Origin of the sequence: Streptomyces sp. NPDC058295, assembly GCF_042880655.1 — a bacterium.
Lineage (GTDB): Bacteria > Actinomycetota > Actinomycetes > Streptomycetales > Streptomycetaceae > Streptomyces > Streptomyces coriariae.
Genome location: NZ_JBHVYO010000025.1, coordinates 72,287 through 84,744 on the forward strand (window position 1 = coordinate 72,287; position 12,458 = coordinate 84,744).

At 70.4% G+C, this 12,458-nt stretch carries 13 protein-coding genes and 2 pseudogenes; 10 read left to right on the top strand and 5 right to left on the bottom strand.

Translation table 11 applies throughout. From position 1 onward, the window contains the following. The first annotated feature begins 6 nt into the window (after positions 1-6). Positions 7-684: a response regulator gene (locus ACFVYS_RS25680; protein WP_389505589.1), complete on the top strand. Its 678-nt coding sequence runs from the start codon at positions 7-9 to the stop codon at positions 682-684. A gap of 39 nt (positions 685-723) precedes the next feature. Here ACFVYS_RS25680 and ACFVYS_RS25685 read toward each other — a convergent pair. Continuing rightward, positions 724-1,365 (bottom strand): annotated as a pseudogene (locus ACFVYS_RS25685) (phosphatase PAP2 family protein); the annotation flags it as partial. A 76-nt stretch (positions 1,366-1,441) separates the two neighbouring features. On the opposite strand from ACFVYS_RS25685, the gene ACFVYS_RS25690 reads away from it, so the two are divergent. The 3 genes from ACFVYS_RS25690 (at position 1,442) to ACFVYS_RS25700 (ending at position 3,842) form a co-directional block, all read left to right on the top strand. Then, a complete protein-coding gene (locus ACFVYS_RS25690) occupies positions 1,442-1,627 on the top strand; it encodes a hypothetical protein (protein ID WP_389505591.1) in 186 nt (61 codons plus the stop codon). Between the two features lie 167 nt (positions 1,628-1,794). Beyond that, positions 1,795-2,874: a hypothetical protein gene (locus tag ACFVYS_RS25695; RefSeq protein ID WP_389505593.1), complete on the top strand. Its 1,080-nt coding sequence runs from the start codon at positions 1,795-1,797 to the stop codon at positions 2,872-2,874. 158 nt (positions 2,875-3,032) lie between these two features. After that, a complete protein-coding gene (locus ACFVYS_RS25700; protein WP_389505594.1) occupies positions 3,033-3,842 on the top strand; it encodes a hypothetical protein in 810 nt (269 codons plus the stop codon). Between the two features lie 13 nt (positions 3,843-3,855). Here ACFVYS_RS25700 and ACFVYS_RS25705 read toward each other — a convergent pair whose 3' ends face one another. Beyond that, positions 3,856-5,058, bottom strand: coding sequence for an RNA-guided endonuclease InsQ/TnpB family protein (locus ACFVYS_RS25705; RefSeq protein WP_389505596.1), 1,203 nt, complete (start codon positions 5,056-5,058; stop codon positions 3,856-3,858). 341 nt (positions 5,059-5,399) lie between these two features. On the opposite strand from ACFVYS_RS25705, the gene ACFVYS_RS25710 reads away from it, so the two are divergent. After that, a complete protein-coding gene (locus ACFVYS_RS25710) occupies positions 5,400-5,873 on the top strand; it encodes a hypothetical protein (protein ID WP_389505598.1) in 474 nt (157 codons plus the stop codon). 325 nt (positions 5,874-6,198) lie between these two features. After that, positions 6,199-6,664: pseudogene (locus ACFVYS_RS25715) on the top strand (SDR family NAD(P)-dependent oxidoreductase); the annotation flags it as partial. Positions 6,665-6,708: 44 nt separating this feature from the next. Here the strand turns inward: ACFVYS_RS25715 and ACFVYS_RS25720 are convergent. Then, a complete protein-coding gene (locus ACFVYS_RS25720; protein WP_389505600.1) occupies positions 6,709-7,353 on the bottom strand; it encodes a GAP family protein in 645 nt (214 codons plus the stop codon). A 307-nt stretch (positions 7,354-7,660) separates the two neighbouring features. Between ACFVYS_RS25720 and ACFVYS_RS25725 the strand changes: the two genes are divergently transcribed. Continuing rightward, positions 7,661-8,326 (top strand): hypothetical protein, encoded by a 666-nt coding sequence (locus ACFVYS_RS25725; protein ID WP_389505602.1) that lies wholly within the window; start codon positions 7,661-7,663, stop codon positions 8,324-8,326. A 93-nt stretch (positions 8,327-8,419) separates the two neighbouring features. On the opposite strand, the gene ACFVYS_RS25730 is transcribed toward ACFVYS_RS25725, so the two are convergent. Continuing rightward, complete coding sequence (locus ACFVYS_RS25730) at positions 8,420-9,109, bottom strand: LysE family translocator (RefSeq protein ID WP_389505604.1); 690 nt, start codon at positions 9,107-9,109, stop codon at positions 8,420-8,422. A 592-nt stretch (positions 9,110-9,701) separates the two neighbouring features. Between ACFVYS_RS25730 and ACFVYS_RS25735 the strand changes: the two genes are divergently transcribed. Beyond that, the gene (locus ACFVYS_RS25735) at positions 9,702-10,445 is read left to right on the top strand and encodes a DUF1963 domain-containing protein (protein ID WP_389505605.1); all 744 of its coding nucleotides are present in this window, start codon (positions 9,702-9,704) and stop codon (positions 10,443-10,445) included. A 105-nt stretch (positions 10,446-10,550) separates the two neighbouring features. Further along, a complete protein-coding gene (locus ACFVYS_RS25740) occupies positions 10,551-11,042 on the top strand; it encodes a GNAT family N-acetyltransferase (RefSeq protein ID WP_389505606.1) in 492 nt (163 codons plus the stop codon). A gap of 90 nt (positions 11,043-11,132) precedes the next feature. On the opposite strand, the gene ACFVYS_RS25745 is transcribed toward ACFVYS_RS25740, so the two are convergent. Beyond that, positions 11,133-11,348, bottom strand: coding sequence for a tautomerase family protein (locus ACFVYS_RS25745; RefSeq protein ID WP_389505607.1), 216 nt, complete (start codon positions 11,346-11,348; stop codon positions 11,133-11,135). Between the two features lie 167 nt (positions 11,349-11,515). On the opposite strand from ACFVYS_RS25745, the gene ACFVYS_RS25750 reads away from it, so the two are divergent. Then, on the top strand, positions 11,516-12,403 hold the full coding sequence (locus ACFVYS_RS25750; protein WP_389505608.1) for a helix-turn-helix domain-containing protein: 888 nt from the start codon (positions 11,516-11,518) through the stop codon (positions 12,401-12,403). The last annotated feature ends 55 nt before the right edge of the window (positions 12,404-12,458 follow it).

The following is a 12,458-nucleotide window of genomic DNA, read 5'->3' on the forward strand; positions in this document are numbered from 1 at the left end:
GGTCCGATGATCCGGGTGCTGATCGCCGACGACGAGCCGATGATCCGGGCGGGAGTACGCGCCGTTCTCGCCTCGGATCCGGGCATCGAGGTCGTCGCCGAGGCCGGTGACGGGCGCGAGGCCGTGGAACTGGTCCGGCGTCACCGCCCTGCGGTGGCTGTGCTGGACATCCGTATGCCGGGGATGAACGGTATCGACGCGGCAGCGGAGATCCACGGCACCGCGCCCGGCACGGGCGTCGTCATGCTGACGACGTTCGGCGAGGACGACTACATCCTGCGGGCACTCGGTGGTGGCGCGGCCGGCTTCCTGATCAAGTCGGGCGAACCCGAGGAACTGGTCACCGGCGTCCGGGCGGTGGCCGACGGCGCCGCCTACCTGTCACCGAAGGTCGCGGCCCGGGTCGTCGCGCATCTTGCCGCTACGGGCGCGGGCGCTCTGGCCGGTCGGCGCTCAGCCGCCCGCGCCCGAGTCGACTCCCTGACCACCCGGGAACGGGAGGTACTGGCCTTCCTCGGCAGGGGGCTGTCCAACGGGCAGATCGCCCGGCGGTTGCATGTGGTGGAGGGGACGGTGAAGGCCCATGTGAGTTCCATCCTGGCGAGGCTGGGCGTGGACAACCGGGCCGCTGCCGCGGTCGTCGCCCACGAGGCCGGGATCGTTCCTCCGCCCTCCCAGCCGTGATGCCGCCCACTGAGCCGGCGGCGAGAACGTGAGCAGTACGGCCACCACCACCGTGGCGCCGAGGATCGCGCCGGCGAGCACGTCGTGCGGGTAGTGGACGCCCGTCGACACGCGCAGCAGCGCGGCGGCCCCGGCCAGCGGCAGCGTAGCTGCGGCAAGACGCGGCCGCAGCACGGCCAGGCCGACGGCCATCCCGGCGGCGAGGGTGGCGTGGTTGCTCGGGAAGGACCAGTCTCCCGCGCCGGGGCACTCCGCGACGAGGTCGGCCCCCGTGCGCACCGCGCGGCAGGGTCGCTCCTCGTCCACGACCAGCTTCACCGCTTCGCTCACCGCGTAGGCCGCGACGGTGCCTAGACCGGTCAGCACGGACTCGACGACCCCTCGCAGGTCTTTGCGTCGGACTGCTGTCCACCACGTCCAGGCCAGCATCAAGGCGAGAACCACCAGGGTGCCGGCGGTGGCCGCTTCCAGGAGCGAGCCCAGCCACGACGGCGCACCTGCCACCGTCCGGGTCACCGACCGGTACACGGACGCGGACGTTCCTCCGGTGACCTGGACGGCATCGGCTTCGCCCAGCCCACCCGGGGAGAGCCAGACGACCGCTCCGGCCCCCACACCCAGGGCGCCCGTGGCACCGAGCAGCCGACCGGCTCTGATCTTCTCTCGTGGTTCCTGTTCCATGAGGCCTGAACGTAGAAGCGGGGTCAGCCGGGAACCCGAGCCGAACGGCAACAGCGGCCCCTGACGATCGTCGGGGTTGACGACCACGGAAACCCTCGGCGGGCAGCTCGACGGTCGTCCGCGCTGCGGCCGCCACCGCCGTGGTTCCGCCACCCTGCCGGAGTTCCGGTCCACGGCCAGACCGACGCCCGTCGCCGACCAGAGCTTCCAGGAGCGCCGCGCCGACGTCACCCCGCCAGACACCCCGACGCCGGTCTCCTGACAAGCCGCCCGAGTTCGCCCAGGACCACTGACCGTCGGCGGGGTCCTGCGCGCACGGGACGCGTGGCTGTGCGGCTGGGCCGAGGGGCCGTCCCCAGTTCCACGGGCGGGTGTTCAGGAGGCCCTGGTCCGGTGACGGCGTACCGACCTCGGGCCTAAGGTGTGCTGGTGATCTTCAAGAGAAGGCGGGAGGCTAGGGGCTTCGCCGCCATCGTGACCGAGCTGGAGGGGGCGGTGGCCGCTCGCGACGGCGACCGCACCGGGTCCGCCTTCACCGCCGTGATGAACCGTGTGCAGTCGGCGTCGGACGCCGAACGCCGCCTGGCAGGACCCCGGTTGGCTGCGCTGCTCCCTGCCTTCCCGCCCACCGGCCCGCGGCCGATGCTGGCGATGGCGGCCGGGTTCTGCGTCGAGCGCGGGGCCGATCCGGTGGCCTGCGCCGAGCCGATCCTCGGCGGTGTCCGGCAGGACCTGCTCGACGCCCTGGAGTTCGCCCGCCGCTGGACCGCCACCGGCGCGGCCGAGGACGAACTGCCGGAGCCGGACGAGGAGATCATCGATGACGCGTTGCCGGCCCGCCTCGGCGGCGACGTGTACGAGGCCACGCGGCTGGCGCTGGCCTGGTGCTCGGTCGAGGAGTGGCAGCCGCCCGCGCTGGCCGTGCTGTGCCGCAGCGCCGACGTGCGCCGCGGGCACGCCTCCGCGATCCTCCCCGCCTGCCGCGACCTGGCGGCCCTGGAGCGGCACGACCTCAAGTGCCTGGCCTACGCGCTGGCGGTTCTGGACGACGAGCCCCTTGTGGTGCTGCACAGGCCCACTGGGACCGGGTTCGAGGTACGCATCGGCGGCATCGGGGACAACTTCCAGTTGCACACACTGCTTGCCCACGTCCTCGTCGGCGGTGGCCATGTGCCCGGCACCGCGCCTTCGGCGGAGAGCGTCCGCCTGGCCACGGACCCCGAGCCCGCCCAGGGGCGCACCCGGACCACCGCGACCGGCGCCTTCGAACTTCTCGCCCCGGACGGCGAGCGGATATGGAACGAGGGGCTGCCCGACGACATCCCCGTGGTGGAGGGACGCCGTCTGCTGGTGCTCGACGATCCGACATACCAGCGCAGTTGGAACGCCGACCGGTTCTTCCCGCACCTTCCCGGCACGGCCGAACTGACCCGCGTCCTGACCGCGGACGAGACCCGGGCCTGGTTCGCCCGCACGTCGCCCGGCAACGAAATCCGCCGGCCTTCCTGAATCGGTGGGACCGGGTGGGACCGGGCCGTCACCACTGCGGGTCGGCGGCGGGCGGGGTCGGCCGCGAGTGGGGCCGGCGGGAAGCCGGAGCGGGCCGGGGAGGCGGTGGGCCGGGCCCGGTGCGCCCCTTGTCAGTGCCGCGCGCTTCACTGTCCGTCATGGTGCTCACCCAATCGATGCTCAACGACCTGCTGGCCCGGCTCACCGCCCCAAGCGGATCCTTGTACCTGCCTCCGGACAGCGACCCGCATACGCTCGTCGAGTCGCTGGCCGACCGTCACGGGGCTCCACGCACCCTCGTCCTGGACGGCTTCACGGACCCGACCGTGGACGATTCCTGCGGCGCGGCCCTCCTCGACCTCCTCGAAGGCCGAGGCGTGACGATACGGGCCTGGGCGTACGGGGATCAGTGGATCGGCGCCGGGACCGCGCGGGACGCGGAAGGCGTCGTCCGGCCGGTGCTGGCGACCGCCCCGCGGCGGACGCAGGCGCCGCGGACGGAGGCACTCGTGGGGATGCCCGGCGGCGGGGACGAGGACTGGGTCGAGCGGCTCGTCGCCATCACCGGCTGGACCCTGTCCCCTCGGCGGCCGGACGTCGACTGGGCACAGATCGAAGCGCGCCTGGGCACGCGTCTTCCCGGCGACTACAAACGCATGGTGGAGACGTTCGGGGAGGGCGCCTTCGACGCATACCTCGCGCTGAACCAGGAGCCGTGGACCGACCTCAGGGAGGACGGCCTGCTCGTCTGGGCGGGCACCGAGCACGAGGACCTGTACTGCTGGCGGACGGACGACGGCGACCCCGACGGCTGGCACGTGGCGGTCCAGACCTTCGACGGCGAGGTCGTTCCCTTCGACTGCTCGGCCGCGGAGTTCGTCTGCCGCATCCTCCTCGACCCGCACCACCCGTTCACGATGGCTCGCTACTTCGACACCCACTGGTTCTTGACTTCCTCCCCCTCCTGAAGGAGGGGGATTCCTACGGCTCGCGCCGTGGGGGTTTCTGCTTCATCGCCGACTGCCCCGTCCGGGAGGACTCCCGTTGAGGTCTTACACCAGCTCCCCAGACAGACACCGCCAGCCCGGCGGCCAGAAGATTGTTCGCCGCGTTCACGTCCCGGTCATGGACCGCACCGCACGCGCACGTCCAGGTACGGACGTTCAGCGGCAGCTTCGCCCGGATCGTGCCGCAGGCACCGCACAGTTTCGAGCTGGGGAAGAAGCGGTCGACGACCACGAGTTCCCGCCCGTACCAGGCGCTCTTGTACTCCAGCATCGTCCGCAGCTCTCTCCACGAGGCGTCGGAGACCGCACGCGCGAGCCGGTGGTTTCTCACCATGTTGCGGACGGTGAGGTCCTCGATCACGACCGTTTGGTTCTCACGGACGAGCCGAGTGGTCAGCTTGTGCAGGAAGTCCCGGCGCCGGTCGGCGATCCGGGCATGTACGCGGGCAACCTTCAGGCGCGCCTTGGCCCGGTTGGCCCCGTCACCCCTGGCCTTGCGGGACAGTTCCCGCTGGGCCCTGGCCAGCCGGGTGCGGTCCTTGCGCTCATGCCGGGGGTTGGTGATCTTCTCTCCGGTGGAGAGCGTCAGCAGGGACGTGATCCCCGCGTCGACACCGACCGCGTTCATGGTGGCCGGGGCCGGGAGGATGGTGTCGTCGCAGAGCAGCGACACAAACCAGCGTCCCGCCGCGTCCTGGGACACGGTCACTGTGGACGGCGTGGCGCCCTCGGGAAGCGGCCGCGACCACACGATGCGCAGCGGCTCCGCCATCTTGGCGAGGGTCAGCCTGCCCTCACGGAAGCGGAAACCGCTGGTGGTGTACTCCGCGCTCCGGCGGGACTTCTTCTTCGACTTGAAGCGTGGGTACTGCGCCTGCTTGCCGAAGAAGTTCGTGAACGCCACCTGAAGGTGCCGCAAAGCCTGCTGGAGCGGAACGCTGGACACCTCGCCCAGGTAGGCCAGTTCCTCGGTCTTCTTCCACGCGGTGAGCATCGCGGAGGTCTGGTTGTAGTTGATCCGCTCCTGCCGCGCCCACGCCCGCGTACGGGCGTCGAGCGCCAGATTGTAGACCTTCCGCACGCACCCGAAGGTGCGCGACAGCTCAGCCGCCTGCGCATCCGTCGGACAGAAGCGGTACTTGAACGCCCGCTTCACCTGCTTCGTGGCCACCCTCACAAACTAGTGCCATTGCTGGTCACGCTCAAACCTGCGGGCCAGAGCACTGCGATCCGCCCTGGCAGCGAACCCCAGCTCCCTGCCCCGCGCCGCAGGAGTCCGATTCCTCCCCGGCCTGAAGACAGGGGTTTCCTCGGAGGTATCCATGAACTACCGGGAGAGCGTCTGACCACAGCCCGCCGATGACAGCGTCCGCAGCCCGGTTCGCGGTGCCCCGGCATGCCATCGGTCGCGGTGCTGGCCCTTGCCGGGTGCCCGACAGAGGCCCGGCCCGTCGGTGGTGTGCCGGCCGGCCGTCCAGGTCTTCGGCATGTCAGAGGCGGCCAGTAGCCTCTGGCGCCATGGGCATTCAGATCGATGTGGTGGCGGGTTACCCGGTCAACGACGAGATGGAGAGGGTGCTCGGGCTGGCCGAGGCGGTCGGTGAGCCCGTCAATGTCACGTTCATGTGGGAGGGAATCGAAGCGGCGGAGTGCGCTGTGCTGGTGCCCGCGGCCACGCTGGCGCTCTGGGAGCATTGGGCCCCGACCACCTACCCGTCGAGTGACGCCGGGAACGGGAACCGGGCTGAGGCGGAGGAGCCGGAACTGGCCCACCCGAGGGAGTTCGGCGCGTTCACGCTCCTTCGCCGTCGCGTAGGGGGACGCACGGCGGTCGCTCGCGGAGGCGTGGTGGTCGCCGAGCTGCTGGACCCCGGCGAGGCGCACTGGCTCCAGGAGCAGGCCCGCACTGTCCGCCAAGGTTTCATGGATCCGAAGCAGAAGGCGGCGTTCGAGGAGTTCCTTGCCCGGCAGTCAGCCCTCGATGAGCAGTGATACGCCCTACTCGTGCTTCGGCCCACCGCAGTGCTGGGAGCACGCCCAGATCCTCGCGGCTGATGTCTGCGAGGCTGCTGTGTCCGGGGCTGCTGTGCCGCTCCGAACCGTGCTGGTCGTAGTCCCCAACGAACGGCTGTGACCAGCACTTTCCCCGTAGCCCCCACTCCCGCTCCGCAGCTCCTGCGACGGAGCCCTCGGTCGTCGGAGCCGTCAGGCAGGTGGCCGACATGGCCAGCTCTGCAGGGCCATGTCGGCCACCTGCTGGAGTCGGTCGCGGGTGGTGCCGCCGGCGGCTTGGACGGCGATGCCGTTCGCCACGGTGTTCGCGACGCTGCAACAGGTCACCGAGGAGCACTTCGAGGAGACTCTCGTCGTCAACGTCCGGGGCACGTTGTTCACTGTTCAGAAGGCGCTGCCGCTGCTCAACGAGGGCGCGTCGGTGATCCTGAACTCCCGGTGCGCGCCGATGACGGTGTCGCGGCGTTCGGCGCGTACGCGGCCTCGAAGGCGGCGATCCGGTCCTTCGCCCGGACCTGGGCCAACGAGCTCAAGGACCGCGGTATCCGGTCAACGCGATCTCCCCCGGCACCATCGACACTCCGGGACTCGACGCCGTGGCCGCGGGAGACATGACCCTCACCAAGTCACAGTTCGCCGCAGGTGTCCCACTGGGCCGGATCGGACGCCCGGACGAGGTCGCCGCCGTGGTGGCCTTCCTCGCGTCCGAGCAGAGCAGCTTCATCCTCGGAGCCAACCTGTACGTCGACGGCGGCGAGAACCAGATCTGACCCACCGGCGGCCGGAGCCGACCCGGACACGTACGGAGGTCGTGTCAGGCGACGAGCTCGGCGATGCTCCGGGCCGTCAGCCACAGGCCGAGGAGCAGCGAGAGCCCGACGATCAGCTGTTCCTGGTGCTGCTCCAGCCAGGTCCGCAGGGCGTTCAACCGGGCGTTCGCGACCGCGGGCGCCCAGACCACGTACAACTCCATGACGACAAGGCTGAGCGTGGCCAGCAGACAGTAGCCGGTCAGCGCCAGCCAGTCGGTAAGGGTGGAGAGGTTCGCGTCGACGGCGGTCGCTGCGCCGGCGCCGACCATTGCCCAGGGCTGCAACAGCCATGCCAGGCCGGCTGCCGTGACCGGGGAGGCGTTGTCGATCCGGGCGGTCCAGCGTGGCGGGCCGTGCGGGCGGGGCGGTCGGCGGTGCCGGTATGCGCTGTACAGCACCAGTGCCAGGCCGATCGCGAGCTTCACATCGACCGCGGCAGTCGAGGGCGCGCTGTGATGGGCCGGGGGCTGACCGCCGGTCAGCAGCACCACACAGGCGATCACCGCAATCAGGTTGGCCAGCCACGACAACAGGAACGCCAGACCCTGGCGAACGCCACGCCGTGACGAGAGCAGCAGGATGAAGGCGCTGTTGTGCAAAGGCCCCAGGCTGATGGCCGTACCGATCACCACCAGGTCGAGAACCATCGGATCAGCCGCTCCTGGGTGTCGGGGCCGCCTGCCACCTGGGGACGGGCGGACCGATCGGCGCAGTGAGGCGGCGTTGCCGCGGTGCCGCATCCCGACTTTGCAGGCGGCGGCCAGGCAGGTCAAGCAGGCCACGCCCGCAAGGCGGCACCGGCTGCCCGGCGGGCTCCATGCGGCGCCCAAGCCCCGGCGGTGCGGGCCTGCTTCGATCCTGCCCCGGAGGCTTCGGGCAGCGGTGCTCATGGAAACATGCCTCAGGCGGGGCGGTGCCGCCTTCCGCGTACGAACCAGTCGAAGGGGTGCTCACGTGGGAGACATATCAGCCGAGCGGCGTCGCATCCTGCAGTCGCCTCCGCCCGAGCTGGTCGCGGAGGCGGCCGCGAACCCGGGCGGCTCGGTTGCGGTGATCGACCCCGACCTCATCGGTGACCCTGACGGCTACGTCCCGGCGGAAGCCGTCCAGGGCGTCTGGCGGGTCGGCGAGGACGGCAAGCTGACCGGCGAGTTCGTGGAGAATCCGAACTACGGCCCGCCCAAGGACGACTTCGCCAAGCTCACGGACTCCGAGCACTGGCTGGACTGGCTCGGTGGACAGCCCGCCGTTGCCGTGCGCGACTCCATCGCGGGCATCCTGGACGAACAGGTCCCCGGAGCGGTCGTGGAGTGGATCAAGGTCCTAGACGTTCCTCGCTACCTCACCGGAGGCCGCTCCCAACCGGACGACGAGAGCAACATGATCGTCACCCGGGCCGGCATCGCCCTGCCCTTCGCGCTCTCCGTGACCAGCCCCGGACGCAGACGGGAGATCCTCCAGGGCGCGTTCTCCTGGGTCGCCGTCGGACTCGACCAGCCCGGCAAGCGCAAGGACCAGGTCTGGCTCGACCTACGAGCCGAACTGGACTGGGCGGAGAGGGAACTGCGCAACCGGATCTACGTCGTCGGCCAGACCCCGGCCCGCGGCTCCGCCACCTGAACCTGCCCCGTCCGCATGCCGCGTCGACACGACATGCCTGGCCTGGCCCTCCCCGGCCTGCTGAGATCCTTGACCGGTACCCCGGGCAGTGCGTCAGGCTGCCACGGCGACGCCGATGCCGATGGCGATGAACAACCAGCCGGTCGTCAGCTCCCAGCGGTGGCGGACCTTCGGGCGGGCGAGGAACGCCCGTAGCCGCGCGGCGACGGCTACCAGGGCGAACCAGTAGGCGACGCCGATGACGATGTCCAGGGTGCCGAGGAAGAAGATCTGCCGCGATGTCGAGCCGCCGCCGTCGACGAACTGCGGCAGGATGCTGAGGAAGAACAGCGCCGCCTTGGGGTTCAGCACATTGGTGAGGAAGCCCTGGGTGAAGCCGGACCGCCACCGGCCGTGGGCCGGGCCGTCCGCCGCCGGAGTTCGCGGGTCGGCGCCGTCCGCCGGGCCGCCGTCCGCCGGGCCGCCGGCCGCCTCTCGCCCGGCCGCCCGCTCACGGGCGGCCCGTCGTGCGGCCAGCACGGCCCGGACTCCCAGGTAGACGAGGTAGGCCGCGCCCAGCAGCTTGATGGTGTCGAAGACCGCCGGTGAGCGGGCGGCGATCAGCGCAAGTCCGACCGCGGCGGCGACCATGTGCACGCCCAGTCCGGACTGGGCGCCCAGCGCCGCGGCCCGCCCCTTGGCGGGATGCTCGGCGGCCGACCTCACGACCACGAGGAAGTCCGGGCCGGGCACCACATACGCCACCAGCACTACGCCGAGGAAACCGACGAGGTCGACCGACATCCGTTCTCCCTTTCGTTGGCCCCGCGGCCGGTTCATCACCGGCCCCCTGGCCGGTTCACCGCGCGAGGGTCTTCATCCAAGAGGTGGTTGCCCGGGTCCGGTCAGGCCGCGAAGGCCCGCCTGCCGACTGCGAGACGACGGAATCGTCGACTGTGCCGAGGCCCGGTTCCAGCTGTTCGTCCGTCACGGTCAGCGGCGGCAGGACCTCGGCCACCTCGTCGCGAGTTCCGGCCGTCTCCAGCAGCGGACCGCCCGGGTATGGACCAGAGCAGCTCCAGCGCCCGGCCGGCGGTGACAAACGTCGGAACGTCGGTTGTAGTCACGGAAGGTGTCGTTGTGCTCGGCGGGCTGCCATACGTCGTACTCGGGACGCATCAGCGTGAGGGCCATGGGCATCCCGTACCCGCAGATGGACTTGGACAGGCAGACGATGTCGGGGACTGTTCCGGCCGGTTCGCAGGAGAAGAACGGTCCGGCGCACCCGGTCGATGAGCGACGCACCGTTCGACGTATCGATGGTCTGTCCTTCGCTCCAGAGAGTCCGAAGAGACAGGCGGGGGAGTGTCAGACCGCTGAGGCAGACTGTCGGGCCATGAACGCAGTTGACGAATACCGTGCGGCGGCTCGCAAGCGAGACGTGCCCGAGCCCCTGCTCGACAGGGCGCTCCGGCTTGCCCGTCCGCGCTTTGAGCTGCGGTCGATGGACGACTCCGAGGCTCCTGTCGTCGGACGGTACGGAGGCCATCCGCAACTTCCCCCGGACGTCGAATGGTCCGGCTTTCCGGCTTTCATCGCGTCGGTCGACTGTGCCGCCGTTCCGGTCGGCGACCTGGACATCCCGCTGCCGGAGGACGGGCATCTCCTGTTCTTCGCCAACAACAGCGAGCCGAGCTACGTCCCGGGGCCTACGAAAGCAGGCCGGGTGGTGTACGTCCCGGCCGGAACGGCAACGACGGAGCGGGTCCCTTCCGCAGAGGACGCGTCCTACACGTTCGAGTCGTACCCCCTCCGAGGTCGGCTCGACTGGTTCACGCCGGATACCAACAACGACATCGCCGACCAGGAAACCGTGCGTCTCATCCACCCGTACCGGCTGGATTACTTGGACGAGACCATGAACGGCGAACTCACGCTGGGCGGTTACCCAAGCGTGATACATCACGATCCGGCCCCCTGGCCCGTCACCGATGACGAAGCATTCATCTTGCTGGCACACGCGGACTACGAGTTCGTGGATACCCCGCTCAGCTGCGCCGCGTCCTGGTTGATCCACCTCCGGGACCTGGCTGAGGGGAACTTCGAGAACGTGCAGCTCGATATCCAGGCATATATGTGAGACCTGGTACTCCAGTCGTAGATCGCCATGTGCCGTGACCTTGGGGCTGTCTGCGCCGGCGGAAACTCGGATGGCTTCAGCGCACCTTCTGGGTAGGGTCGGGCGGTGCCCGAGTTGAAACAGCTGCATGCCGGCCATGCCCCGGCGGTCCTGGCCTTCGAGCTGGCGAACCGCGCCTACTTCGCTGCCTCGGTCTCCGACCGCGGCGACGAGTACTACGACCGGTTCACCGACCGGTACAGCGCCTTGCTGGCTGAGCAGGAGGCGGGCATCTGTGCCTTCTACGTGCTCGTCGGCGAGGACGGCTCGATTCTGGGCCGGTTCAACCTCTACGACTTGAAGGACGGCACTGCCGAGCTCGGCTACCGGGTTGCGCAGCACGTCGCGGGCCGCGGCGTGGCGACGACGACCGTCCGGGAGCTGTGCCGGCTGGCGGCGGCGCGGCACGGGCTGCGCACACTGCGGGCGGGGACCTCCCGCGAGAACGTCGCGTCCCAGAAGGTGCTGACCAAGGCTGGGTTCGCCCCGGCTGGCCCGGCCGACCTCGGGGGTAAGCCTGGCACTTGGTACCAGCGTGACCTAACTGTCCAGCCGTAGAACGTGATTGGTCTTGTCGGTGGACAGGCCGCAGGCGACAGCGCGGAACCTGCGACCGGCCAGGCCGTCACGCCTGCGGTGGCTGCCCCGTCACTCCTGCGGTGTCTGCCGGATCTTGGCAAGCGTCAGGACCCCGCCGCCGATGCCCCAACCGGCGTCGGCGACCTCTTCGACCAGTACGAGGGTGGTGGCTCGGGCGCGGTCGCCGAAGATCTCGGCGTACAGGTCGGTGGTGCGCGTGATGATCTGCTCCTTCTGTTCTGCGGTGAGGGTGCCGGCGGGGACCTTGAAGTTCGCGAATGGCATGGTGCTCTCTCTTCTGTAGGGGGGCACCGGAGCTGCTCACCACGAGCAGGAGGCGGACCCTGATGGGGCAACCATCTGCCCGAGTCACCAGCTCTGGCCAGGGCTGAGCCCACCCAGGGGTCACCAGCCCCTGGCTCGGACGCCGTCGGACAGGTGACGATGAGCGGGTGAACCTTCCCGAGCTTGCGGCGTTCCTCAGGTCCCGGCGTGACCGGATCCGGCCGGCCGACGTCGGCCTGCCCACCGGACCCCGGCGCAGGGTGCCCGGCCTGCGACGGGAGGAGGTTGCGCAACTGGCGGGCCTGTCGGCCGACTACTACACCGAGCTGGAGCGCGGACGCGGCGCCCAGCCCTCGTCCCAGACACTGGCCGCCCTCGCCAGGGCGCTGCGGCTGGACGGCGATCAGCGTGATCACCTGTTCCATCTCGCCGACCGGCCGCTCCCCGCGTCGGCGCACGGCGCGAGCACGCGGCACGTCCAGCCCGCCCTGCTCGGGTTGCTGGACCGGCTGACGACGACCCCGGCCCAGGTCATCACCGACCTGCACGAGACCCTCGTCCAGAACGAGCTGGCCGTGGCGCTGCTCGGCCGGGCTCCGGAACCCCGTGGCCCCGCGACCGGTTTCGCGTACCGCTGGTTCACCGATCCGGCTGCCCGCGCGATCTACCCGCCCGAGGACCATCCGCACCACTCACGGGTCTTCGTCGCCGACCTGCAGGCAGTCGCCGCCCGCCGGAGCCGCGACACCGAAGTCGCGGGGATGACGGCCGCCCTGCGGCGGCGGAGCGCGGAGTTCGCTGCCCTGTGGGACACCCACGACGTCGGCCTGCGCCGCACCGATCACAAGCGCATCGTGCACGCCACGCTGGGCGTCGTCGAGTTGGACTGCCACAGTCTGTTCAGCGAGGACGGCCGCCAGCGCCTCCTGTGGTTCACGGCCCCGCCCGGTACCGAGGGCGCCGCTCGGCTTGAGCTGCTCCGCGTCATCGGCACGCAGGACATGGCGGCGACCGAGGGCGCCTCCCGCACCGAAGACGACGTCCACGCGGGCTGAGAACAAACGGCCGGCCCTGGAACCGCCCGTGGGAAGCGGGCAGGCCCCCGCTCCC

Coding starts and splice junctions, on each gene's coding strand:
- ACFVYS_RS25680 (WP_389505589.1), top strand. CDS start 7: ATGATCCGGGTGCTGATCGCCGACGACGAGCCGATGATCCGGGCGGGA.
- ACFVYS_RS25700 (WP_389505594.1), top strand. CDS start 3,033: ATGGTGCTCACCCAATCGATGCTCAACGACCTGCTGGCCCGGCTCACC.
- ACFVYS_RS25710 (WP_389505598.1), top strand. CDS start 5,400: ATGGGCATTCAGATCGATGTGGTGGCGGGTTACCCGGTCAACGACGAG.
- ACFVYS_RS25720 (WP_389505600.1), bottom strand. CDS start 7,353: ATGGTTCTCGACCTGGTGGTGATCGGTACGGCCATCAGCCTGGGGCCT.
- ACFVYS_RS25730 (WP_389505604.1), bottom strand. CDS start 9,109: ATGTCGGTCGACCTCGTCGGTTTCCTCGGCGTAGTGCTGGTGGCGTAT.
- ACFVYS_RS25735 (WP_389505605.1), top strand. CDS start 9,702: ATGAACGCAGTTGACGAATACCGTGCGGCGGCTCGCAAGCGAGACGTG.
- ACFVYS_RS25745 (WP_389505607.1), bottom strand. CDS start 11,348: ATGCCATTCGCGAACTTCAAGGTCCCCGCCGGCACCCTCACCGCAGAA.